The 21,520-nt window shown below is 68.4% G+C and carries 25 protein-coding genes; 17 read left to right on the top strand and 8 right to left on the bottom strand.

All coding sequences use genetic code 11. The annotated features are described in order from the left end of the window. Positions 1–273 precede the first annotated feature (273 nt). Complete coding sequence (gene efp / locus JOE48_RS07035) at positions 274–840, top strand: elongation factor P (protein ID WP_210028868.1); 567 nt, start codon at positions 274–276, stop codon at positions 838–840. A gap of 39 nt (positions 841–879) precedes the next feature. Here the strand turns inward: efp and JOE48_RS07030 are convergent, their stop codons facing one another. Further along, positions 880–1,893, bottom strand: a complete 1,014-nt coding sequence (locus JOE48_RS07030) for a heparan-alpha-glucosaminide N-acetyltransferase (protein ID WP_210028867.1) — start codon at positions 1,891–1,893, stop codon at positions 880–882. Between the two features lie 351 nt (positions 1,894–2,244). On the opposite strand from JOE48_RS07030, the gene JOE48_RS07025 reads away from it, so the two are divergent. The 8 genes from JOE48_RS07025 to JOE48_RS06990 all read left to right on the top strand — a co-directional run bounded on the left by JOE48_RS07025 (position 2,245) and on the right by JOE48_RS06990 (position 7,497). Continuing rightward, positions 2,245–2,850 carry a cold-shock protein gene (locus JOE48_RS07025; protein WP_245252742.1) on the top strand — a complete coding sequence of 202 codons (606 nt, stop codon included), beginning with the start codon at positions 2,245–2,247 and terminating at the stop codon, positions 2,848–2,850. A 141-nt stretch (positions 2,851–2,991) separates the two neighbouring features. Further along, entirely contained in the window at positions 2,992–3,480 is a 489-nt protein-coding gene (locus JOE48_RS07020) for a DUF192 domain-containing protein (RefSeq protein ID WP_210028865.1), read from the top strand. A 118-nt stretch (positions 3,481–3,598) separates the two neighbouring features. Continuing rightward, positions 3,599–4,000 carry a hypothetical protein gene (locus JOE48_RS07015; RefSeq protein WP_210028864.1) on the top strand — a complete coding sequence of 134 codons (402 nt, stop codon included), beginning with the start codon at positions 3,599–3,601 and terminating at the stop codon, positions 3,998–4,000. A gap of 81 nt (positions 4,001–4,081) precedes the next feature. Next, positions 4,082–4,954, top strand: coding sequence for a dienelactone hydrolase family protein (locus JOE48_RS07010; RefSeq protein WP_210028863.1), 873 nt, complete (start codon positions 4,082–4,084; stop codon positions 4,952–4,954). Between the two features lie 188 nt (positions 4,955–5,142). Continuing rightward, a complete protein-coding gene (locus JOE48_RS07005; RefSeq protein WP_210028862.1) occupies positions 5,143–5,598 on the top strand; it encodes a response regulator in 456 nt (151 codons plus the stop codon). A 79-nt stretch (positions 5,599–5,677) separates the two neighbouring features. Further along, positions 5,678–5,878 carry a hypothetical protein gene (locus JOE48_RS07000; protein ID WP_210028861.1) on the top strand — a complete coding sequence of 67 codons (201 nt, stop codon included), beginning with the start codon at positions 5,678–5,680 and terminating at the stop codon, positions 5,876–5,878. 144 nt (positions 5,879–6,022) lie between these two features. Then, positions 6,023–7,192: an alpha/beta hydrolase gene (locus JOE48_RS06995; protein WP_210028860.1), complete on the top strand. Its 1,170-nt coding sequence runs from the start codon at positions 6,023–6,025 to the stop codon at positions 7,190–7,192. Between the two features lie 104 nt (positions 7,193–7,296). Continuing rightward, positions 7,297–7,497: a hypothetical protein gene (locus tag JOE48_RS06990; RefSeq protein WP_210028859.1), complete on the top strand. Its 201-nt coding sequence runs from the start codon at positions 7,297–7,299 to the stop codon at positions 7,495–7,497. Between the two features lie 74 nt (positions 7,498–7,571). Here the strand turns inward: JOE48_RS06990 and JOE48_RS06985 are convergent, their stop codons facing one another. The 7 genes from JOE48_RS06985 to JOE48_RS06955 are packed head-to-tail and all read right to left on the bottom strand — an operon-like array spanning position 7,572 to position 13,063. Then, positions 7,572–8,528 (bottom strand): YncE family protein, encoded by a 957-nt coding sequence (locus JOE48_RS06985; protein WP_210028858.1) that lies wholly within the window; start codon positions 8,526–8,528, stop codon positions 7,572–7,574. Beyond that, positions 8,525–9,058, bottom strand: coding sequence for an SRPBCC family protein (locus JOE48_RS06980; protein ID WP_210028857.1), 534 nt, complete (start codon positions 9,056–9,058; stop codon positions 8,525–8,527). Before JOE48_RS06980 ends, JOE48_RS06985 begins: the two co-directional genes overlap by 4 nt. Positions 9,059–9,079: 21 nt before the next feature. Next, positions 9,080–9,670, bottom strand: coding sequence for a DUF447 domain-containing protein (locus JOE48_RS06975; RefSeq protein WP_210028856.1), 591 nt, complete (start codon positions 9,668–9,670; stop codon positions 9,080–9,082). A gap of 4 nt (positions 9,671–9,674) precedes the next feature. Further along, positions 9,675–11,237, bottom strand: coding sequence for a DUF6513 domain-containing protein (locus tag JOE48_RS06970; RefSeq protein WP_210028854.1), 1,563 nt, complete (start codon positions 11,235–11,237; stop codon positions 9,675–9,677). After that, positions 11,234–11,809, bottom strand: coding sequence for a uridylate kinase (locus JOE48_RS06965; protein ID WP_210028853.1), 576 nt, complete (start codon positions 11,807–11,809; stop codon positions 11,234–11,236). Before JOE48_RS06965 ends, JOE48_RS06970 begins: the two co-directional genes overlap by 4 nt. Then, a complete protein-coding gene (locus JOE48_RS06960) occupies positions 11,806–12,507 on the bottom strand; it encodes a (5-formylfuran-3-yl)methyl phosphate synthase (RefSeq protein ID WP_210028852.1) in 702 nt (233 codons plus the stop codon). The genes JOE48_RS06965 and JOE48_RS06960 overlap by 4 nt, the downstream gene beginning before the upstream one ends. 28 nt (positions 12,508–12,535) lie before the next feature. Further along, on the bottom strand, positions 12,536–13,063 hold the full coding sequence (locus JOE48_RS06955) for a DUF3280 domain-containing protein (protein WP_210028851.1): 528 nt from the start codon (positions 13,061–13,063) through the stop codon (positions 12,536–12,538). Positions 13,064–13,246: 183 nt separating this feature from the next. Between JOE48_RS06955 and JOE48_RS06950 the strand changes: the two genes are divergently transcribed. The 8 genes from JOE48_RS06950 to JOE48_RS06915 all read left to right on the top strand — a co-directional run bounded on the left by JOE48_RS06950 (position 13,247) and on the right by JOE48_RS06915 (position 21,428). Continuing rightward, entirely contained in the window at positions 13,247–14,473 is a 1,227-nt protein-coding gene (locus JOE48_RS06950) for an ABC transporter substrate-binding protein (RefSeq protein ID WP_210028850.1), read from the top strand. Between the two features lie 121 nt (positions 14,474–14,594). Further along, complete coding sequence (locus tag JOE48_RS06945; protein WP_210028849.1) at positions 14,595–15,578, top strand: YVTN family beta-propeller repeat protein; 984 nt, start codon at positions 14,595–14,597, stop codon at positions 15,576–15,578. 56 nt (positions 15,579–15,634) lie between these two features. Further along, positions 15,635–16,069 (top strand): hypothetical protein, encoded by a 435-nt coding sequence (locus JOE48_RS06940; protein ID WP_210028848.1) that lies wholly within the window; start codon positions 15,635–15,637, stop codon positions 16,067–16,069. Further along, positions 16,069–16,311, top strand: a complete 243-nt coding sequence (locus JOE48_RS06935; protein WP_210035621.1) for a hypothetical protein — start codon at positions 16,069–16,071, stop codon at positions 16,309–16,311. Before JOE48_RS06940 ends, JOE48_RS06935 begins: the two co-directional genes overlap by 1 nt. Further along, entirely contained in the window at positions 16,308–17,057 is a 750-nt protein-coding gene (locus JOE48_RS06930) for an ABC transporter ATP-binding protein (RefSeq protein WP_210028847.1), read from the top strand. Before JOE48_RS06935 ends, JOE48_RS06930 begins: the two co-directional genes overlap by 4 nt. Further along, on the top strand, positions 17,054–17,947 hold the full coding sequence (locus tag JOE48_RS06925; protein ID WP_210028845.1) for an ABC transporter permease: 894 nt from the start codon (positions 17,054–17,056) through the stop codon (positions 17,945–17,947). Before JOE48_RS06930 ends, JOE48_RS06925 begins: the two co-directional genes overlap by 4 nt. A gap of 14 nt (positions 17,948–17,961) precedes the next feature. Then, entirely contained in the window at positions 17,962–18,600 is a 639-nt protein-coding gene (locus JOE48_RS06920) for a hypothetical protein (RefSeq protein WP_210028843.1), read from the top strand. 257 nt (positions 18,601–18,857) lie between these two features. Next, positions 18,858–21,428, top strand: coding sequence for a TonB-dependent receptor (locus JOE48_RS06915; RefSeq protein WP_210028842.1), 2,571 nt, complete (start codon positions 18,858–18,860; stop codon positions 21,426–21,428). The last annotated feature ends 92 nt before the right edge of the window (positions 21,429–21,520 follow it).

The raw sequence follows: 21,520 nt of genomic DNA, 5'->3' as shown, positions 1-21,520 counted from the left end.
GCCGGCCCAGCAAATCGCACCGACGTGACGCCAGTCGGCGTCGGCGTGCACGGCTTCGCACAGGCAGCTCGTTCCGGAGCATACGCATCCCCTGGCCCTGTTCCGCCCTCGACATCGGGATGAAGCGTCGCGATCGGGAAGAGGGTATACTCGGACGACCGTTCCCGCCGGCCCGCTGGCAACCGGAACGGAGATGCGATAGTGGCGTGGTCCGAGATGCAGTGCCCGCGCTAGGCGCGTGCCGCCCCCCTTGTCAATGCAGGACGCTATTCCGTGAAGGTTATCGCCTCAACGCTCCGTAAGGGCAACGTCGTCGAGAAGGACGGCAAGCTCTACGTGATCCTGTTCGCCGAGAACATCCATCCCGGCAAGGGCACGCCGGTGACCCAGCTGGACATGCGCCGCATCACCGACGGCGTGAAGGTGTCGGAGCGCTACCGGACGACCGAGCAGGTCGAGCGCGCCTTCGTCGAGGATCGCGAGCACACCTTCCTGTACAGCGACGGCGAAGGGTTTCATTTCATGAATCCCGAGAATTACGAGCAGATCGCCGTGCCTCCGGACGTGGTCGGCGATGCCGCCCCGTACCTTCAGGAGGGCATGGCCGTGATGCTCTCGGTCCACAACGGTGTGCCGCTGACCGTGGAGCTGCCGCAGCGCGTGACGCTGGAGGTTACCGAGACCGAGCCGGTCCTGAAGGGGCAGACCGCCTCGTCCTCCTACAAGCCTGCGACGCTCTCGAATGGCGTGCGGACCACCGTGCCGCCGCACATCGCCGCCGGTACCCGTGTCGTCGTCATGACGGCCGATGGCGCCTATGTCGAGCGCGCCAAGGACTGAGCGGACCTTCGGAATGCGTCGCGTGGGTCGCGGAGCGTATCAGCGCTCCGTCCGGGCGGCCTGCTCCAGGGTCGCGTAGCATTGCTGTGAGAGTTCCTGCGCCCGCAGGCGCTCAGGCCCGCTGAACGGTCGTCCGTCCTCACGGAAGAGATCCTCGCGGAGCAGCGCGTCGGAGGTGCAGCGGGCCGCGATCCGGCACAAGGGCCGCTCGCCGCCCGTCCGCGTGCAGATCGCCACGTAATCCGCCCGGAATGCCCGCAGGCCCGCCCGCGGATTGGCGCCCGTGAGCGCCACGACGCCGGTGAGGAGCGCCAGCAGCACGGGCTGGTGGATCAGGTAGATCGCCAGGCTGTGGCGTCCGGCCCAGGTCGCGCCCCGGCCGATCGCCGAAAGGGGTACCCAGGCGCCCAAGGCAGAGCGCGAGAGCCGGGGCAGGCCGATCCTGCCGACCGCGATCCCGGCGAGGACGAGCCCGAACCAGGGAAAGAGCGGCACGTAGTCGTTGGTCCGGGGCGTCCCGGATCCGAGGCCGAGGAAGTAGAGGGCCGGCGCATCGAGGACGGGCGCGTGGACCACGTGCGGCGCGGCGACGATCGCTGCGGCCGCCAACACGGTGACGGCGATCGGCGCGAACAGGAACGGGAGGCCCAGCAGGCTTGCCACCGCAATGCAGTGCAGAACGCCGAAGAACACGAACGCGTCCGGAAACGCGATCCTTGTTCCGAGCGTGACGAGGAGGGCGGCGCCGCCGATCCGCGCGAGGCGCAGAACCGTTGGTCTCGGCCGCACGCCGCGACCGTTCATCAAGACCAGCCCGACGCCGACAAGCACGAGGAAGCTGCCGGCGATCATCTCGGCCGCGATCCGCCCGGCCGGGGTCAGAGCGTAGTTCTCGGCCGTCAACCGCAGGAACCCGAGATCCCAGAGCGTGTGATAGCTCGCCATCGCGGCGAGGGCCGCCGCGCGCGCCGCGTCGATGACAGGGAAGCGGCGCGGCGGAACGGTCGCATCCGGCGTTGCGGCTGGACGATTCTGCGTGAGTTCGATGGCCATGATGCCGAACCCAAACCACGTCGGCGCCGGACATGCCAACCGATTGGCATCACCTCACGCGGTCAGCCGATGCCGCGCTGCAGCGCTCTCGCAAACGTGAACCTGGCTATCCTGCGCGCGACACCCGGCGCGATCGACCCTCGCCGCGGAAAATCCGCGCGCTGGATGCAGCGCTTAAACGCTGCTTTCGCCGGTCGCTGCGACCAATCGACTGTTGCCGGCTCGCCTCCCAGCCCCAAGATTGCATCTCGCCGGGGCTCGGCTGCCGGTGAAATGGGCTTCCCGGGAATCAGGACTTCGTTAATCTTGCCGGGAGAGCGCGCGGCGTGATTCGGTGTAGGTTGCTCGGCCATGTCTGACGAACACGGCTTCGGGCCGGAGGACCCCGATCGGGCCACGAGCCCTCGGACCGGCGAAACCGCCTCGCGCGAGGACGAGGCCCTGGATCTCGTCGAGGTGGCAGGCCGCATCAAGTGGTTCGACGTATCGAAGGGCTTCGGCTTCATCGTGCCGGATGACGGGTCGCCGGACGTCCTGCTGCACGTGACCTGCCTGCGGCGGGACGGCTTCCAGGCGGCCAGCGAGGGCGCACGCATCGTGGTGGAAGCCGTGGAGCGTCCGCGGGGCTGGCAAGCGTTCCGGGTGATCTCGCTCGATCAGGCGACGGCCCTGCATCCCTCCGAGATGCCGATGCCGCGCACGCATGTCAGCGTGACGCCAACGAGCGGGCTCGAGACCGCCGTGGTGAAATGGTTCAACCGGCTGCGCGGCTTTGGCTTCCTGACGCGGGGCGACGGAACGCCGGACATCTTCGTGCACATGGAGACCCTGCGCCGCTATGGGATCGCGGAGCTGAAGCCGGGCGAGGCGGTGCTGGTGCGCTACGGGGATGGTTCGAAGGGCGTCATGGCCGCCGAGATCCGGCTGGTCGACGGAGCCCTGCCGGCGTCGCACTGAACGGCCGCGTGCGGCAGCGCATCTATGTCGCTGTCGCAGCTAAGCATTTCAGGACCCGATTTCCACGGCGCGCATCCTGGTCTATGGCTGCGCGGCGGGCCCGACCGGCGCGCCTGTCCCCCTGAAAGGCACGAGCCTGTGATGTTTTCGACCCGTTTCGTGTCGGCAGCCGCCGCCGCATGCCTCATCCTCGCGGCCGCTCCCGTTCCCGCCGTCCGGGCGCAGGCGGCAGCCCGGGCCGTTGCGGCGGCGGGTGAGCCCTTGACGATCGTCACCAAGGCGGGGCCGAAGCGGTTCAACGTCGAGGTCATGCAGGACGATGCCGGGCGCTCCCGTGGGCTGATGTTCCGGCGGAACATGGCGGCCGACCACGGGATGCTGTTCGACTTCGAACGCGACGAGCCCGTCACGATGTGGATGAAGAACACCTATCTTCCGTTGGATATGGTCTTCATTCGTCCGGACGGCACGATCAGCCGGATCGCGGCCAATACCGAGCCGCTGTCGACCGCCATCATCCCGTCGGGCAGCCCCGTCTCCGCCGTGCTGGAACTCAACGCCGGTACCGCCGCGAAGCTCGGCATCCAGCCGGGAGACCGCATCGAACATCCCCTGTTCAAGGCGCGCTGAACCCGCCTCGGTCAACCGCGAACGCATCGGGAACAAGCGCTTGACCGCCGCCGCGTTCCGCGCCAGTGTTCCGGCAATGTTCCGGTGCGCCGGGACGCCGGTCAGTGCGGAGGACCCGATGAGCGACGTGGCCGAGGCCGAACTGTTCGGCAACGATGACTGGTCCGTCCAGCCCGACGGTATCGAGCATCGCGACACGGGCTACTTCATCGCCCGCGACCTGCTTGCGGCGCGCCGGGGAGAAGGCCTGTGGGATTGGCCGCTGCAGATGGCCGAGAAGCGCTGGTGCCGGCCGAGCCTGTTCCGCGAGGCGTTCCTGGCTGCGCTGGAGCGCTTCGGCATTGCCCGGGACGCGGAACTGATCCGCTCGTTCGCTCTGGGCTACGGCATCCGCGCGGTGGTGGCGCCCGCCGCCGACACGTTCGTGACGCTGGCCGACATGCTGCAGCCGCGCGAGGTCGCGGATGTGGGCCGGGCCATCACCCGCCCGGCACGGACGCTCGTTGCCGCGGGGGCGTAACGTCCTGACGGCCCGACGGCGATTTGACCGCGTGCCCCCTGCCCGGATAGCCCTCCGCGACACAGCGCGGGAGAGAGCATCATGGCGGACCAGGATCAGGCAGGGCTCGATGGACTGATCACGCCGCCCCTATCGCGGCGGGGCTTCGTGATGACCAGCCTGATCAGCGGCCTGACCCTGGCGACGACCCGGGTCGAGGCGCAGGTGATCCACACGGACACCAACGGCATCGAGGCTGGCGAGGTGAAGATACCGGCCGCCGACGGGCCGATGCCGGCCTACCGGGCTGTACCGGACGGCGCGGGACCCTTCCCGATCGTGCTGGTGGTCGAGGAAATCTTCGGCGTCCACGACTACATCAAGGACATCTGCCGTCGCCTGGCCAAAGCCGGCTACTGCGCGGTCGCCCCCGAGCTGTACGCGCGGCAGGGCGATCTCTCGACGATGACCGATGCCAAGCTGATCATCCGGGACGTCATCTCGAAGACGCCGGATGCGCAGTGGATCGGCGACCTCGATGCGACCGTGGCCTGGGCTGGATCGGCCGCGAAGGGCGACACAAGCCGGCTCGGCATCATGGGCTGGTGCCGGGGCGGCCGAGACGTATGGCTCTATGCAGCGCATCGCCGCGATCTGAAGGCGGCGGTCGCTTGGTATGGCCCTGTGGGCGGCGATCGCACCGACATCCAGCCGCGGACGGCGGGTGATGTTGCTGCGGAGATCAACGCGCCGCTGCTCGGCCTCTACGGCGGCAGCGACACGGGCATCCCGGTTTCCGCCGTCGAGGCGGCACGTGACCGCGCAAAAGCCGCGGGCAAGATCGTCGAGCTGATGATCTATCCCGATGCGCCGCACGGCTTCCACGCCGATTACCGGCCGAGCTATCGCCAGGAGGCCGCCGAGGATGGGTGGAAACGGGCGCTCGCCTTCCTGAAGGCACACGGCGTCGGCTGATTGAGCCGCTTTTGCTTCTGTCCGGGACGTTCGTGGCCGGCTGTGTTACTCAAGACACGGCGACAACTTTCCGATTATGCAAGGATCCAGGGAGGATCTGTGCCTGCGCGGGTCCGGCCTACCGCGGCGATCGGTCCTTGAACTGATCGCCGTGGCCGCCGTTCAGCCCCTGTAGAGTGTCCTGGCCTATGAGCGATTCGGTGCAGCCCGGCCGGAAGCCCGTGATCCTCGTCGTGGAGGACCAACCCGACGAGCGCTTTCTCGCGGCCACCTTGCTGGAAGACACCGGCTTCACCGTCATCGAGGCCGAGACCGCGGACCGGGCCCTCGCCATCCTTAATGACCGCGGCGACGAGGTCAGCGTCGTCTTCTCGGACGTGCGGACGCCCGGGCCTATCGGCGGTTTCGAACTCGCGCGGATCATCGGCGTGACATGGCCGCGGGTGCGTGTGCTCCTGACCTCGGGCGATGCCGGCGACCAGCCGAGCGATCTGCGGGTCTCGGCGACCTTCATCCCCAAACCTTGGCGCGCCGAGGATATCCTGGCGTGGCTGGAGCAAGCCGCGGGACGCCCCGACGTCGGCAAGGGACCGGCCGTGATCGGACCAGGCGGAAAAATTATCACTCCCGGATTGGAAACCTGACGCGCGGATCGAGTTGTACGCCACTCTCGGAGCCCGTCGCGTCCGGGACCGTGCAATACAGTCGAACCCGACCTTGGCCATGCATATTGTCGCCGCCAACTATGCCGATACCTTACGCCGATCCGGCTCAAGGAACACGGCTGAATCCGCCGTGCTGGATACGGTGCGTCATGAACTCCGTTGCGTCTTCGGCGACGCGGACGATGACCTCCCGGCAGACCTGACCGCGCTGGCGCGCCGGCTCGACCGGCCGGACACGGGACAGAGCGTCTCCGCTTGAGCATTGCGCTCTCGGCTGGCTGCGCGAGCCTCGAAACTGGGTGCCGGGCGCGGAGATTGCCGCGGCGAGTCGCCAAGACGACAGAATCTGCTATTCAGCGCTCCCTGACCTGCTGACGCATCGCGTCTCTCTGTCGAGCCCTTCATGCGTCTCTCGCCCATCCGCAGACCGCTCGCTGCGGCCGCGCTCTTCACTCTTGCCGGCTTCGTCTCGGCTCAGGCTGCCGCGCCACCGCCTCAGCCCGCCGGCGGGCCTGGTGGGATCGGCGACCGCAAGATGACGATCACCAAGCGCCTGCTCGGGCGCGGCACCGCCAGCAGCTTCGCCTTCTACGCCGCCGGCGCTGCCCCGGAGGCTGGAAGGCCCGTGGCGATCGTCCTGCACGGTTGGGGCGTCGTGAACCCGCAGAGCTACGGCGCCTGGATCGACCATCTGGCGCGCCAGGGCTGGCTGGTGCTCTTTCCGCGCTTTCAGGAGGTGAATCGGACGCGCCCGGCCGATGCGCCGGGCATCGCCGAAACGCTCGTGAAGGCGGCGTTGGCCGATCTGACCGGGGATAACGAGGCCAAGCCGGATCTCGGCCGCGTCGCCATGATCGGCCACCTCGCCGGCGCTCCACTCGCGATGGATCTGGCCGCCGACGCCAAGACACATGGGCTGCCCACGCCGAAGCTGATCTTCGCCGTGACGCCCGGCGGGATCGCCAGCGGGCCGAAATCGCGCGGCATCGCGCTCGGCGAATTGTCGGCGATCGATCCCGCGACGCTCATCGTGACCATGGTCGGCGACAAGGATACCCGGGCCGCCGACCTCGCCGCGAAGCGCCTCCTGCGCGAGGCCAGCGCGGTGCCTCTGGAGCGGAAGCTCTTCGTGCGGGCGCTCTCGGACGACCACGGCTTCCCGGCCCTGACCGCGACCCTCGCGGCGCCCGCCGGCCTCGATACGGCCTATGACGGCGGCGCGATCAAAGCCGGCCCCGAACCCAAGGATACGGGGAAGGACGCTCCGAAGCCGCCGCCCTTCCGGTGGTCCGCCGACATGGCGCTGTCAGGCGAGCAGCAGACCCTCGTCTCGCAGGTCAACCTCGGGCGCGTCGACGCCCTGGATTACCTCGGGTTCTGGAAGACATTCGATCTGGCCGCCGCCGCTGCGTTCGCGGGCTCGGACGCTTCCGCGCTCAAGAACAATCCGCGGCTCGCCGACATGGAGCGGTGGAGCGACGGCTGGCCGGTGAAGCGACTCGCGGTGGAGACGCCGCGCCCGGCGCCAGCCGTCCAGGCCGGTGCGCCGCCGGCCACTACACGCAAGCGCTGATCTGGCGGGCGCTGAGCTGCCGATTACTGACTTGGCCGTCCGGGCAGCTTGGCCCTGGCTCAAGGCTTGCTAATCTGGTCCCGTTCGACACGGGAAGCCAAGCCATGCCCGAGTTCGTTGCCAGCCTGCTCGCCGCGGCGGCCTTCTGCCTCACCTTGCTCGCGCTGAACGCGCTGACACGCGTTCTGATCCAGACCCATCTCACGCCGTCCGATCTCGGCGAGAACGGCCTCCTTCAGATCTGCGGGGCCTTGTTGCTGGCGCGCGTGGCATATCGCCGGGCCCCGAGCCGCCGGACCTTCTGACGGCTTTCGGGCCGCGCCGGCTCCAGCCCGATCGGGACGTGTCTCGCGGGAGGCATCCCCCAGCTGAACCCGTGTCAGCGCAGAAAGGCACCGAAGGAGCGCGGGCCGTTCCCGGTGGGGATCGTCTTGATCACCGTCAGCGTCCGCGCGTCGAGGACGCTCAGCGTGTTGTCGCCCCAATTCGCCACGTAGAGGCGCCCATCCTCATCGGCGGCGATGCCCTCCGGGTGGTCACCGACGTCGATGTCGGCGATCGGCTTCAGCGTCGCGAGGTCGAAGGCGGTAACGCTGCCGGCATATTGATCGGTGACGAAGCCGCGTCCCTGCGTCAGTGCGATCACGTAGGGCCTTCGACCCGTCGGGACCCGGCCGATCTCGCGCCCCGCGCTGAGATCGATGACGGAGACGTCGTCCCCGGTCACGTTGGCCGTATAGGCCCGGCCCGCGGCGGCATCCAGGGTGAGGCCGAACGGGTGTTGCCCCACCGGAATGACCTTCGTCTCGCGGCGATTTTTGGCGTCCACCACCGAAATCGTGTCGGCTTCGCGGTTCGCCACATAGAGTGTCGCCCCGTCGGGACTCACGGCAAAGCCGGAGGGCGAGGCTCCGACGCCGATCTCGCCGTCCGGGCTCAGCGTTCCGTTGTGCTCGGTGAGCACGAACAGGCGGTGGCCGTACCAGTCGGCCACGTAGACCGTGCCGCCGCGCGGGTCCGCCGCGATGCCGAGCGGACCACCGGGCAGCGCGACCTCCGACAGGATTTGCCCCGAATCGAGGTCGATGATCGCGATCCCATGCCCCTCGGGACGCGTCACGTAGGCGCGCTTGCGGTCGGTCGACAACGCGATCCCGGCCGGCGCCCCGTCCACCGGTACGCGCCGCAGGACCGTGCCGGCGGCGAGGTCGATGATCTCGACCGCGCCGCCCAGCTGAGCCGTGACGATCGCCTCCCGCGCCGGCTCGGCCGAGGCAGCCGACGCGAGGAGGGTGAGGCCGGCGGCGAGCGCCGCGCGACCCCGATGCGACGTCACGAGCCCTTCTCGACCTTGGCCTTCAGGTTCGCGAGGCTGGCCTTGATCCAGTTGCCGACGCCCTTCTCGGACGCCTCGTCGTTCAGCTCGGGCGGCGGGTCATTGTTCATGTAGCCCCGGTAGAAGGCCGCCTTCCACTCGACCTTCGACTTGGCGTCGCCCGCGGGCTCGACCGTGATCGTCGCAGAGTAGTCGTTGGCCGGCAGGTCCTTCACGTCGACTTTGTCGATGTAATACGAGAACAGCTTGTCGTCGGGCTTCAGCTTGTTGCTGGTCTCCGAGATCTGATCGCCGTTCTTGAGCGTCAGCACACGCTTGAACTTGCCCGCCGGATCGCCGGTGAAGTCGGTCTTGGTAACGTTCTGAACCCAGTCGGCGTTCTTCACGTCGCCGACCACGGCCCAGACCTTGTCGGCCGGCGCGTTGATCTCGATCGATTCGGTGATCTTCCGCCGAGTCGGGCCGTGAGCCTGTGCCGTCGCGGCCACGAGTGCCGCGGTGGCCGCCAAGGCCAGGGTAATTTTCTTCATCTTGTCCTTCTCCTCCCGCCGTCAGCGGTCATCACGATCGAGAACGCGCGCCTCGGGGCCGAGCGCCGCCGCGACCTTGTCCTCGATCCAGCCCCAGGCCTCGCGCTCGCGGGGTCCCGCGGTCTTGCCGATGGCGATGGCGAGGTAGGCCATCTCCGTCAACACCTTGTCCGGCTCGAGCATGTGCAGCCGGGTCGAAAGAATGGCGGCCTCCAGGATGGCGGCCTGCGCGCGGTTGTAGCCGATGAACGGCGCGTGCGCGGCACTGTGAACCAGGCGCCCGCGAAAGCGCGGGCGCGTCGCGTGCGGCTCCACCGCCGCGACCGCGAACTCGGCATGTCCGAAACTGTCGGCGAGTCGGCGCCCCGGAATCGCCGTGCACGCCTCCGTCGGCCATTCGCGCCGGCCCGTCACCGCACCGGCGATGACCCGGATATCGCGGGGGCTCGACGCCGCGAAGAACGGATTGGCCTCCAGATTGACGATGGTCGGCGACGGCCGGAACGGCGCCAGCACGTAGCCCTCATCCTCGCCGATCAGGCCGAACGGCACGAGGTGCAGCTCACCCGCGGGCGACAGAGTCGTGACGATCGTCTCGAGGATCAGCGGCATCGGCTCACGCCCTGTCGGCCGGCACGAGCCGCCCGCAGACCAGCTTGGCCTTCGGATCCTGCGGTGGACCGGGCGCCGCCTCCGCGCGCGCGGCCTCTTCGGAAATGATCTCCGGCGCGCCAGCGTCGGCCTCGGGCCTCACGAGGCGGGCGTCCCGCGTTCCGGGCGGCGGCGCGTCCGGTCCGGAATGGCGCGTGTGACCGGCCTTCTTGAAGGCGGTGGCATCCTCGACATCGGCGTCGGCCGCGCTCCCCCAATCGAGGGGCTCGTCCTGCACGTAGCGCTTTCCGAGCCGCCACGCGGTCTCGGCTTTGGCGAGCTCCGCGCCGAGATAGAAGGCATGCGCGCCGTCGCTGGCGACATCGAGGTCGGGGAAGAAGGCCATCGCGTCGGTGCCGACCCTGTGAATGTCGCGGTTGTAGACGTGGATCCCGTCCTCCGCGACCGCGATCCGGTAATTGGGATCGCGCACCTCGGCAGCGCCCTGAGCCACTTCCTCGGCGGTCTGCACGTAGGGGCGCTTGTCGTGAAGGGCGAGCAGCGCGCGACCATACCCCTTGGGCAGCGCGGAATCGGCCTTGGCGGCGTACATCACCCGGCGGGCCGCATCGTGTTCCTCGACGGTGCGGCGGGTGTGGTTCGAAACCTGCACGATCAGCACGTTGCGGATCGAAAGCTCTGAGCACATGCCGACGAGGAGGGCTGTCACGCCCAAGGAGTCGGCCTCGGTCAGCTCGGTGAGATTGCCGGTGCCCATCATCATCTCGATCTCTGGCCAGCGGGCACGAGTCTCGCGATAGCGGGCGATCGAATCAACGAAGCCGTGATGGATCGGCTCCAGGATCGGATCCGCCAGGAACGGCCGCCCGGCCTTCAGCATCCGCTCGATCGCCCGGTCGAGGGACGGCAGGTCGTCGGGCCGCAGAGGCACGAGGATTGGCACGGCGTCGGTCTCGAAGGCGAGATCAAGTGTCTCCTCGTTGAGGCTCAGCAGGTAGTCGGCCCCGGCGCCCGCGCCCCGGGCCAACTCCTCGCCGGAAAAGGAATCGACGCTGACCGTGAGGCCGGCGCCCTTCAGCGCCTGAACGGAATCCTCGAGGTGGGGAAACGGCGTGTCGGGCAGTCCGCCCAGATCGATGACATCGGCGCCGCGCCGGGCGAGGTCGAGGCCCTTGGCCAGGATCTGGTCGACACGCATCTTCGAGGCGTCGACGATCTCCGAGAAGATCCGCAGATCGTGCCGGGAGAGGTCCACCTTCCGGGCCGTCAGGCCGAGCCACGCGGGCAGATCCACGACCTCGTCGGGGCCGCGCTCGACCGGCACGCCGAAATGCGCGGCCAGGTGCTCGGGATTGGCCCGGCACCGGCCCGGCAGGATCACCCGGGTCGCGCCCTCGGGCAGCACGACTCGGCGGCGGATGATCTCCTCGGTCATCAGCGCGGCGACCTTCACGCCGGCATCGGCGATGCTCCACCGGAACCGATCGGGAAGGCCGGCCGCAACCTTCTCCAGCCGCGCTCGCGCGAGGCGGCCGGTAACAAACACGATATGCTCGGGCGCGCTCACGCGGCGTTCCTCAGGGCGACCGTCACCTTGTCGGTCGGACCCCAGATCTCGATCGGGCCGCCGTACCGCGCGGCGAAGTCCGGGAAGGCAGCGTCCACCAGACCGACGCGCGCCAAGGCGGCGGCATCGTGATGACCGGGCGCATCGACGGACTTTATCAGCACGCAGCGTTCGGCCTCGACCTGCGCGGCAAGCCAGAGCGCCAAGCTGTCGGAGGTGACGTCCCAGGTCTCGGGGATGTCCGGATGGCCCGCGCGCAGCCGGCGCGGGTTCCACACCCGCGCCCGGGCCGGCGCAGCCTCCGTCCAGGGCTCCAGGCTCTGCACCAGGCGCGGCTCGATCCCGCGGAAGATGCCGGCCGCATCGCTCATCGCGTCGAGCGCGCGGCGGTGGGCTTCCGCGTCGCTGAAACCCTCGCGCACCTGCGCGGCCCGCACGGCGCTCGCGAAGGTGCCGCCGCCCGGCACGACGATGCAGCGCCCGAGCACGCCGTCGGCGAGCGCTATCAACAGGGCGCGGCGACGGTGCGGATCCGCCTCGAGGCTGCCACCGACCTTGACTACGGCGGTCACGCGGCGTCCCGCCGGTTCGGCCGCAGGGCGCGCAGCGCCTCGGCGACCCGCAGGGGATCGATGCCGTTGTGGCGATCAAAGTCGCGGCATAGGCCGCCACGGAAGCCCAGATAATCCGGCGCGTGCGCGCTGAGGCTTGGGATATCGATGACCCGCAGCGAGCCCGCAAGACCGCTCATCAGCCCATGAGCGCGGCAGCCCGCGGTGAAGGCCGCCAGATCCTGCGGCGCCGCGAGATCGGGCAGACGCGCGCCCCGCTTGCCGGCCGTATCGATCATCGCGCCCGCGAAGCCGGCTTCGGCGAGGTGCGGAACGAGGGCGGCGGCCGGGCCGTCCTCGGCGAACAGCACGGCGATCAGGCGTCCGGGCGAAGCGGCGGCGAGAGCCGCCAGTGCCGCGCGATCCGCGCGTCGTGCCGCGCCGATGCCGGTCTTGACCCAATCCACACCCGCCGCCGCCATCGCGGCCACGTCGCGCGGCGTCGGCTCGGCGACCGCGCTGGTCACAGCACCGCCGGACACCCGGGCGACGATCTCCCGCACTGTCCGGGTGTCGAGCGCGCCGAGCGCCCCGCGCTCGGGATCCTTGGCGTCGATCAGGTCGGCTCCGGCCAGCTGCGCAGCCTCGGCCTCGGCCGGATCACGGACGCTGACGAGCAGGCGGGGCAGGGGAGTGGCTCGGGCAGAGGACGCGGACACGGATGACTCGGGATTTCGACGGCAGGCCTTATGACTTCCCGGGCAGCGGCTCGGCGAGCAGGCGGTTCTTCACCACCCAACGCATGGCGTGGGCCCAGGTATCGTCGGTGTCGGCCCGGATCGTCACCTGCCCGCCGCGCACCACCTTGCCGGTCTCTGCCTCGGCGATGGCGACGCTCAGGTTGAAGATCTGACCGGACCCCTTCTCCACATAACCCGTCACGACGAGGTCCGCACCCAGGCTCTTGCCGATGTCCGCCGCGCAACCGTTGCACTTGTAGAGTGGGCCGTCCTTGGCCACGGTGTCGGCCTTCGGCGCCGTATCGACGATCTCCAGCCCGGCCTGATCGTGGAGTGCCTTGCGCAACTCGTCCGTGACCAGGGTGAGCTTCTTGGTGTCGGCCGGCCGCGCACGAGCGCCGTAGGAGGCACCGGGATCGAATAGCTCCACGGGAAACACCGCGGCCTTCTCGGCCGCCCGAGCCGCGCCGGGCAGGGTGGTCCCCAGAATGGCGAGCGCGCACGCGGTGGCGGCGCGGAGAGACGGGGGGCGCATCGTCAGGCTTCCTCTCGACGGTCCGATCGCCGCGTGCGGCGACATCGCTGCCGGCATAGGTCGGGCGAAGGGACAATTTGGCAATGTACTTCGCGGCCTGCGTATTCCACGACGGGAACGTGAACGTCGGGACAACAGGCCGCGGTTGAGCGGTCGGAGCGGAAGCTGTTAGAGGCCGCGCACATGCAAGATCCTGCACCCGACACGGTCGTCCTGCGCCTGGTATGGCTGCGCGTCGCGCTGGCCGCGCTCGTGCTGCTTCCGCTCTCCGCGCAGGCCCAGCAGGCCGCCGCGCAGCCGATCGAGACGCAGATCGGCCTGATCTATCGGCCGCAGCCCGCCCCATCCTCCTACGATGCCGAGGCGGCGCCGGAGGACGAGGGCCTGGCGGGCGCCAAAATGGGCATCGCCGACAGCAACACGACCGGCCGGTTCACCAAACAGACCTACGCGCTCGACGAGATCGCGCTGACCGACGACAAGCCGGACCCGGTCGCGGCCGCCAAGGATCTGGTCGCGAAGGGCGTGCGCTTTCTCGTCCTGGCACTGCCGGCAGACGCGGTGCTGGCGGTCGCGGATGCCGTGAAGGAGTCCGGTGCCGTCATTCTCAATGCCGGAGCGCCCGACGACCGCCTGCGCGGGGCCGATTGCCGGGCCAACGTGTTCCACATCCTGCCGTCGCGGGCCATGCTCGCCGACGCACTGGCGCAGTACCTGACGGTGATGCGCTGGCGGAAGCTCTTCCTGATCGTCGGCCCCACCGACGCCGACAAGGCTTATGCCGACGCGGTTCGCAACTCGGCCCGGAAATTCGCGCTCAAGATCACGGCCGAGAAGCCCTGGACCTTCGGACCGCTCGCGAAGGCGCGGGGCGACACCCCGACCCGGGCCGAGGCGATGGTCTTCACCCGGGGGCTCGACTACGATATGGCGATCGTGGCCGACGAGGAGGGCGATTGGGGGGATTACGTTCCCTACCGCACCGTCGACCCGCGCCCGGTCGGCGGCACGCAGGCGCTGACGCCCACGACGTGGTCGCCCGTCCTGGAGACCTGGGGGGCGGCCCAGGCGCAGAACCGGTTCCGGCGGCTCGCCGGACGCCTGATGCGCCCACTGGACTATCAGGTCTGGGCCGCGGTGCGGACCGTCGGGGAAGCGGTGACGGGCAAGAAGACCAACGATCCGGCCGTGATCGGGCCCTATCTCGCTCAGCCGGACTTCACGCTGCCGGCCTACAAGGGCGTGCCGCTGAGCTTCCGGCCTTGGGACCACCAGCTCCGGCAGGCGATCATCGTCGTGCAGCCGAAGGCGCTGGTCTCTGTGGCCCCCGAGCAGGGCTTCCTGCATCAGCGCACCCCGCTCGACACGCTGGGCGTGGATCTTCCGGAGACCACCTGCAAGTTCAAGTGAGGCCTCCGCCTGCGGCGTTGGTGAGCGGCCGACGCTCTCGCAACGCGCGGACATCGCACTACAATTGTCGTCCGAGAACGTCCTTCGAGGACGCCGGGAAGCCGCAAGGGAAGGGAATGGCATGAACCGCCGCGTCGAGGCAGGTCTGAGTGTGTTCGCCCTCGGAGCGTGGTTCGCCCTATGCGGGCCAGCCGCCGCCTTCACCGCCTACGTCACCAACGAGAAGGGCAATTCGGTCAGCGTCATCGACTCGACCACGATGGCGGTGACGGCGACCTGGAAGGTCGGCCGGCGCCCGCGGGGCGTGACCGTGTCGAAGGACGGCAAGGAGCTGTTCGTCTGCGCGAGCGACGACGACCGGATCGACGTGCTCGATACGAGCTCCGGCAAGGTGGTGCGCTCCCTGCGCTCGGGCCCGGATCCGGAGCAGTTCATTCTCGATTCCTCGGGTAACCCGCTCTACGTCGCCAACGAGGATGACAGCCAGGTCACCATCATCGATATCGAGAAGAACAAGGTTCTGGCCGAGGTGCCGGTCGGGGTCGAGCCGGAGGGGATGGGCCTGTCGCCTGACGGGAAGATCCTGGTCAATACCTCTGAAACGACCAACATGGCCCATTTCATCGACACGAAGACTTTCCAGGTCATCGACAACGTGCTGGTCGATGCACGCCCGCGCTTCGCCGAGTTCACCGCGGACGGAAAGTTCCTGTGGGTCTCCGCGGAGGTCGGCGGCACGGTGAGCGTGATCGACGTGGCGCAGCGCCGGTTGATCAAGAAGATCAGCTTCAAGATTCCGAGCGTGAACGACGAGGCGATCCAGCCCGTCGGCATCCGGATCACCAAGGACGGAACCAAAGCCTTCGTGGCGCTGGGCCCGGCCAACCGGGTCGCGGTCATCGACGCGAAGACCTACGAGGTCGAGAAGTACCTGCCGGTCGGCCAGCGCGTCTGGCAGCTCGCCTTCACGCCGGACCAGAAGCAGCTCTTCACAACGAACGGCACGTCGAACGACGTCTCGGTGATCGACGTCGCCGCCGAGAAGGTGGTCAAGAGCATCCCGGTCGGACTGCTGCCCTGGGGCGTGGCGATCTCGCCGAACTGATCCAAGATCCGAGTCGAATCGGGCACCGGGCGTTGCGCCCAAGGGTAGGAAGCGACATGACGCTCAAGTTTCGAACGGCAGCCCTCGCCCTGGTGGGGCTGCTCGCGGCCGGTCCAGTGCTGGCCCTGGACCTCACCAAGAAGCGGGAGAACCTGCCCGACCTCGTCCTGGGTGACGACCAGGGCAACGACTTCGCCGTCGAGAACAAGGACATCACGCTCGAATCCGGCAAGGCCTACAGGCTGCGCATCGTCGCCAAGGGCCGCCAGGAATACAAATTCTACGCGCCGGACTTCTTCCGATACATCTGGTTCAATCAGATCGTGATCGAGCACAAGGAGATCCACGGCGGCGGCCCACCCGACCACCTGGAATTCGACGATCCCGGCGAGATCGCCATCGAGTTCGTCGCCATCAAGCCCGGCACCTACAAGTGGGAAGCGCGCGGCCTGGAAGCGAAAGGCATGACCGGCACGCTGACGGTGAAATGATGCGCGTCCTGTTCCTCGTCTCAGGCCTTCTCCTCGCCGGACCGGCGCTCGCCGCCGATGATGCCTCCGCCTGCGCGGAGGGCATCACGATGATTCGTGACGCGCTCGCGCTGAACCCGCCCGAACCCGCATTGCCGAAGCTCAAGAAGGCCCTGCGGGTCGCCGAGCGAGAGCAGAAGGAGGGCGAGTTCGACGAGTGCCTCGACGCCGTCGCCGATGCCCGAAAGGTGCTCGGGCGATGAGCGCGGTGGAGGCTGCTGCCCTGCAGGTCGAGCAGGTCGGGCATCGGTTCGGGGCACGGACGGCGCTCGACGACGTCTCGATCACGGTGGCGCGCGGGCGCTTCGCCGCCCTGCTCGGGCCGAACGGCGCCGGCAAGACGACGTTGTTCTCGGTGATCACCCGGCTCTACAACAACCAGACCGGCCGGGTCGCGATCTTCGGCCACGGGCTCGACCGGGAGCCCTCGCGGGCGCTCGCGCGGCTCGGTGTCGTGTTCCAGGCGCGGACCCTCGATACCGACCTCACCGTCGAGCAGAACCTCCTGTATCACGCGAGCCTTCACGGTATCGCCCGCGGTGCCGGGAAGGCCCGCGTCGGGACACTGCTCGACCGGGTCGGCCTTGCCGACCGGCGGCACGACAAGGTCCGCACCCTATCGGGCGGCCAGTCGCGGCGCATCGAGATCGCCCGCTCGCTGATCCATCGCCCGGACCTGCTGCTCCTCGATGAGCCGACCGTCGGGCTGGACCTCGAATCCCGCGCCGACATCGTGGCGATCGTACGCGCCCTGGTACGGGAGGAGGGACTCTCGGTTCTCTGGGCGACCCACATCTTCGAGGAGATTGCGCCCGAGGACGACGCTGTCGTTCTGCACCGGGGCCGGATCATCGCCCGCGGCCGGGCCGGGGATATCGGCGGCCCCGGCGAGTCCCTGGCCGATGCCTTCCGCCGCCTCGTGGCCGAGCCGGGGAGGGCCGCGGCATGAGCGCGCCGATACAGGTTTCTTCGCCTCCTGGCGCTGTGCCGGCGCGCGTCGCACAGCCCCGGATCGGTCGCCTCGACGCGGTCGGCTACCTGATCTGCCTCGGCGGCATCGTCCGCCGGGAATTGCTGCGCTTCTTCAATCAGAAGGAGCGGTTCTTCTCGGCCCTGGTCCGTCCGCTCGTCTGGCTATTCATCTTCGCGGCGGGCTTCCGCAACACGCTGGGCGTCTCCATCGAGCCGCCCTACCAGACCTACGTGCTCTACGAAGTCTACGTGGTGCCGGGGCTGGCGGTGATGATCCAGCTGTTCAACGGCATGCAGTCGTCGCTCTCGATGGTCTACGACCGCGAGGTGGGGTCGATGAAGGTGCTGCTGACCTCGCCCTACCCGCGCTGGCTGCTGCTGCTCGCCAAGCTGATCGCGGGCGTCGCCGTGTCGATCGTGCAGGCCTATGCCTTCCTGGCGGTGGCCTATTTCTGGGAGACGGACATCCCGCCGCTCGGCTACCTGACCGCGCTCCCGGCCTTCCTGGCCTCGGGCCTGATGCTCGGGGCGATTGGGCTGTTCCTGTCCTCGCTGGTGCGCCAGCTCGAGAACTTCGCCAGCGTGATGAACTTCGTGATCTTCCCGATGTTCTTCGCCTCCTCGGCCCTCTACCCGCTATGGCGGATCCGGGAATCCTCGGAGACGCTGTACTGGATCTGCGAGCTCAATCCGTTCAGCCACGCTGTGCAGCTCGTCCGCTACGCCCTCTACATCCAGTTCGAGCCGGTCGCCTGCGCGGTCGTGGTGGGCGTGACGCTCGCCTTCTTCGGCGCCGCCGTCGTGGCCTACGATCCCGGCCGCGGCATCATGGCCCGGCGCGGTGGCCCGGCTGGCGAGACCCCCTGATGGAGCCCGTTCCGATGAACCCTCTTGACTTCCGCATCCTCGGCACCGCGCTCGGGCTGAGCCTCCTCGCGGGACCGGCGCTGGCGCAGCCGCGCCAAGATCCGGACTGGCCCTGTGTCCAGCGTAAGGTCGCAACCCTGAGCCCCGGCCAGTTCTGGACGGGCCCGGACATCGCCGCGGCCGGCGATTGGGGCAGCGACAACGATGCCGCGGTGCTCGCCCAGAAGATCGCCTCTCGGCGCACCGAGCTTTCGCAGGTCGGACCGCTCCTCGACGAGTTCACCGGAAAGGCCGGCACCGACAAGGACGCCAAGGACAAGGCCCTGACCCGGGTCTACGCCGGCGTGTTCGAGGTGATCAACGGCGAGCGCGACAAGGTGGTCGGCGGCATCGCCCGCTACGCCCAGGGCCAGCGCCGGATGGCGGAGCGGATCCGCGACGAGGCCGACAAGATCAGCCAGGTCAAGGATGCGCCGAGCGCCTCCGATGCGACGGAGCTCCCCAAGGATCAGTCGGAGCTGGAGACGAAGTTCGCCTGGGACCGCCGCATCTTCCAGGAGCGCAGCCAGTCCCTCACCTATGTCTGCGAGGTTCCCCAGCTCCTCGAGCAACGTCTGGGTGAGATCGCGCGGATGATCCAGGCACGGCTCTGAAGCCGTTCTGCGGATACAGACGCCTTTTGCCACATCATCCCGGGGAGCTTGCCGAATGCTCCCTAAGTGCTTGATCGCGCTCAAGAAACTGTTGCGGTTTCATCACGTCGAGCCGGCATCCGCGGCGCGGCGGGGGAAAGACCGCCAAAACAGCGCGATCGCGGTTCACGGACAATTGTGCGCATCCCCGCCACTCGGCATGAGTGATCACAAGCTCGTCGACAACGAGCATGGGTCTCGGGCCACGGGGGTTGGGAATGTCACTTCGCGCGTTGCGGAGCAGCTTGGTCGCGTCTGCATCGGTGCTCGCCGGAACGGTCCTGTCGGGGAGCGTTCAGGCTCAGCAATCGGTGACGCTGGGCGAGATCAGCGTGGTGTCCACGACGCCGGTTGGCTCAGGGGGCGGAAGTTCGAGCCAGGCGCAGACCTTCAACGGTCCCGGCCCGGTGCCGCCGAACGGGTCCGTGCCGCCGACCGGCCTGACCCGCCTGCGCGGCAGCGAGCAGCCCCTCGATAAGATCCCGAGCACGGTCGAGTCGGTCACCGCGAGCGACCTCGCCATCGATCAGGCCAGCGGCAATCTGGTCACGACGCTGGCAAGGCGCACGCCCGGCTTCAACATCTCCGACTCGCAGGGCAACAACAACCGCGTGGACGTGACCTATCGCGGCTTCACGGCCTCGCCGGTTCAGGGCGTGCCGCAGGGGCTCGCCGTCTACCAGAACGGCGTGCGCATCAACGAGGCCTTCGGCGACGTCGTCAATTTCGACCTGATCCCGCAGCAGGCGATCCAGCGGATCGACGTGGTCACCGGCAACCCGGTCTTCGGCCTCAACGCGCTGGGCGGCGCAGTCAACATCCAGATGAAGAACGGCTTCACCTGGCAGGGCACCGAGATCGCCGCCTGGGGCGGCTCCGATGCCCGCACCGCCGGCTACCTGCAATATGGCAAGGTCGTCGACAATTGGAGCGTGTACTTCACCGGCGACGGGCTGAATGACCGCGGCTGGCGCTACGAGAGCCCGAGCACGATCGGCCGGCTCTACGCCGATCTCGGCTACCGCTCGCAGGATTCCGAGTTCCACCTGATCGGTCTCGCGGCCCGCAGCTTCTACGGTGCCGCCGCCGCGACGCCGGTCGACTTCACCCATCGCGACCCGCGGGCGATCTTCACCTTCCCGCAGACCACCACCACCGAGGTCGGCTCGCTTCAGCTCACCGGCCGCGTCGACATCTCGCCGACCTGGGATCTGGCCGGCAACGCCTATTTCCGCCGCTTCAGCCAGACCTACGTGGATGGCAACGACGGCAACTTCGAGAATTGCAGCACGCGCTCCAGCTTCCGCGGCAATCTCTGCTACCAGGATGACGGGTTCAGCCCGTCCGCCGGCCAGTCGCAGCTCGCGTTCCGCAATCAGTTCCTGATCCTGGGCCAGCAGAACCAGCGCATCCCGTTCCGGGCCAACATCCCCTACGGCACCCTGGACACGACCCGGACCGAGGCCACGGGCTTCGGCGGCTCGCTCCAGGCCTCGAACCGCGACCGGGTGTTCGGCCTGCCCAACACCTTCGTGGTCGGCGGCAGCATCGACACGGCGAACTACTCGTTCAAGTCGTCCAGCACCCTCGGAGTCATCAACCCCGACCTGTCGATCACCACCAACCCGAGCAACCCCTATTACGGCAACATCCCGGGCCTCGGCACGCCGCAATTGCGGACAGCCGGCGCTCTCGGCATCGCGCCGAGCTCGGTCAACGGCTCGAATGTCTACATGGGCCTCTACACCCTCGATACGCTCGACGTGACCGACCGGCTGTCGCTGACGGCCGGCGCACGCCTCAACTTCGCGCGCATCCAGAGCGAGGATCTCACCGGCTTCTCTCCGGACGTGACGGGCACGCATTACTACAACAAGATCAACCCGGTCGCCGGCCTGACCTACCGCTTCTTCGACGCGCTGAACCTCTACGGCAGCTACTCGGAGTCGAACCGCGCCCCGACCCCGCTGGAACTGGCTTGCGCCAACCCGGACCGGCCGTGCCTCCTGCCGAACTCGCTGGTCGCCGATCCGCCGCTGAAGCAGGTGACGGCGCGGACCTACGAGGTCGGCTTCCGGGGCCAGCTGCCGAACACCTATGACGGCGGCGTCATCACCTACAAGATCGGTGCGTTCCGCACGGATCTCAGCAACGACATCCTGTCGCTCGCGACGCCCGGCAACACGGCGCGCGCCTATTTCGTGAACGTGCCCTCGACGCAGCGGCAGGGGATCGAGGTCGGCAGCGAGTACACGGCCGATTACCTGCGGGTCTACGCCAATTACGCGCTGGTCGACGCGACCTTCCAGTTCAACGGCACCCTGTCGTCGCCCAACAATCCGCTCGCCGATGATGGGGCGATCCAGGTCCGCAAGGGCAACATCGTGCCGCTGGTGCCGGCGCACCAGATCAAGGCCGGCTTCGACTACTTCATCACACCAGACTGGCAGCTTGGGCTCTACCTCCAGGCCTTCTCCTCGTCCTACTTCCGCGGCGACGAGTCGAACCTGAACCGCAAGCTCCCGGCCTATTACACGATGAACCTGCAGACCAAATATCAGGTGACGAAAAACCTCGAGGTCTTCGGGCTGATTACCAACCTGACCAACAACCGCTACGCGACCTTCGGCACCTTCGCGGAGCCAGGCCCGGTGGCCGGCAACCTGCGGATCAGCGATTCGCGGACCACGACCCTGGCGCAGCCGTTCTCGGTCTACGCCGGCATCCGCTACGCCTTCGGCGCCGACCCGGTGCCGATGTCGCCGGAGCCGATCATCCGCAAGTACTGACGGACGACACGACCCGCTGTGGGCGCTCTCGGCGGCTTCCAGGCCGCCCGGGGGCGCCCGCTTCCGTTTCCCAGTGCGCGGTGCGGCCTCCT

Origin of the sequence: Methylobacterium sp. PvR107, from assembly GCF_017833295.1 — a bacterium.
Taxonomy (GTDB): domain Bacteria; phylum Pseudomonadota; class Alphaproteobacteria; order Rhizobiales; family Beijerinckiaceae; genus Methylobacterium.
Note: the sequence above shows the minus strand (reverse complement) of the source record. Positions and strands in the feature narration are given on the sequence as shown.

Bases quoted from the DNA above. Each gene is read 5' to 3' on its own strand.
- JOE48_RS06940 (WP_210028848.1), top strand. From the start codon at position 15,635: ATGACGCTCAAGTTTCGAACGGCAGCCCTCGCCCTGGTGGGGCTGCTC.
- JOE48_RS06935 (WP_210035621.1), top strand. From the start codon at position 16,069: ATGCGCGTCCTGTTCCTCGTCTCAGGCCTTCTCCTCGCCGGACCGGCG.
- JOE48_RS07005 (WP_210028862.1), top strand. From the start codon at position 5,143: ATGAGCGATTCGGTGCAGCCCGGCCGGAAGCCCGTGATCCTCGTCGTG.
- JOE48_RS07010 (WP_210028863.1), top strand. From the start codon at position 4,082: ATGGCGGACCAGGATCAGGCAGGGCTCGATGGACTGATCACGCCGCCC.
- JOE48_RS06990 (WP_210028859.1), top strand. From the start codon at position 7,297: ATGCCCGAGTTCGTTGCCAGCCTGCTCGCCGCGGCGGCCTTCTGCCTC.
- JOE48_RS06980 (WP_210028857.1), bottom strand. From the start codon at position 9,058: ATGAAGAAAATTACCCTGGCCTTGGCGGCCACCGCGGCACTCGTGGCC.
- JOE48_RS07030 (WP_210028867.1), bottom strand. From the start codon at position 1,893: ATGGCCATCGAACTCACGCAGAATCGTCCAGCCGCAACGCCGGATGCG.
- JOE48_RS07020 (WP_210028865.1), top strand. From the start codon at position 2,992: ATGTTTTCGACCCGTTTCGTGTCGGCAGCCGCCGCCGCATGCCTCATC.
- JOE48_RS06975 (WP_210028856.1), bottom strand. From the start codon at position 9,670: ATGCCGCTGATCCTCGAGACGATCGTCACGACTCTGTCGCCCGCGGGT.
- JOE48_RS07000 (WP_210028861.1), top strand. From the start codon at position 5,678: ATGCATATTGTCGCCGCCAACTATGCCGATACCTTACGCCGATCCGGC.
- JOE48_RS07025 (WP_245252742.1), top strand. From the start codon at position 2,245: ATGTCTGACGAACACGGCTTCGGGCCGGAGGACCCCGATCGGGCCACG.
- JOE48_RS06950 (WP_210028850.1), top strand. From the start codon at position 13,247: ATGCAAGATCCTGCACCCGACACGGTCGTCCTGCGCCTGGTATGGCTG.
- JOE48_RS06955 (WP_210028851.1), bottom strand. From the start codon at position 13,063: ATGCGCCCCCCGTCTCTCCGCGCCGCCACCGCGTGCGCGCTCGCCATT.
- JOE48_RS06945 (WP_210028849.1), top strand. From the start codon at position 14,595: ATGAACCGCCGCGTCGAGGCAGGTCTGAGTGTGTTCGCCCTCGGAGCG.
- JOE48_RS06930 (WP_210028847.1), top strand. From the start codon at position 16,308: ATGAGCGCGGTGGAGGCTGCTGCCCTGCAGGTCGAGCAGGTCGGGCAT.
- JOE48_RS06915 (WP_210028842.1), top strand. From the start codon at position 18,858: ATGTCACTTCGCGCGTTGCGGAGCAGCTTGGTCGCGTCTGCATCGGTG.
- JOE48_RS06920 (WP_210028843.1), top strand. From the start codon at position 17,962: ATGAACCCTCTTGACTTCCGCATCCTCGGCACCGCGCTCGGGCTGAGC.
- JOE48_RS06995 (WP_210028860.1), top strand. From the start codon at position 6,023: ATGCGTCTCTCGCCCATCCGCAGACCGCTCGCTGCGGCCGCGCTCTTC.
- JOE48_RS06925 (WP_210028845.1), top strand. From the start codon at position 17,054: ATGAGCGCGCCGATACAGGTTTCTTCGCCTCCTGGCGCTGTGCCGGCG.
- JOE48_RS07015 (WP_210028864.1), top strand. From the start codon at position 3,599: ATGAGCGACGTGGCCGAGGCCGAACTGTTCGGCAACGATGACTGGTCC.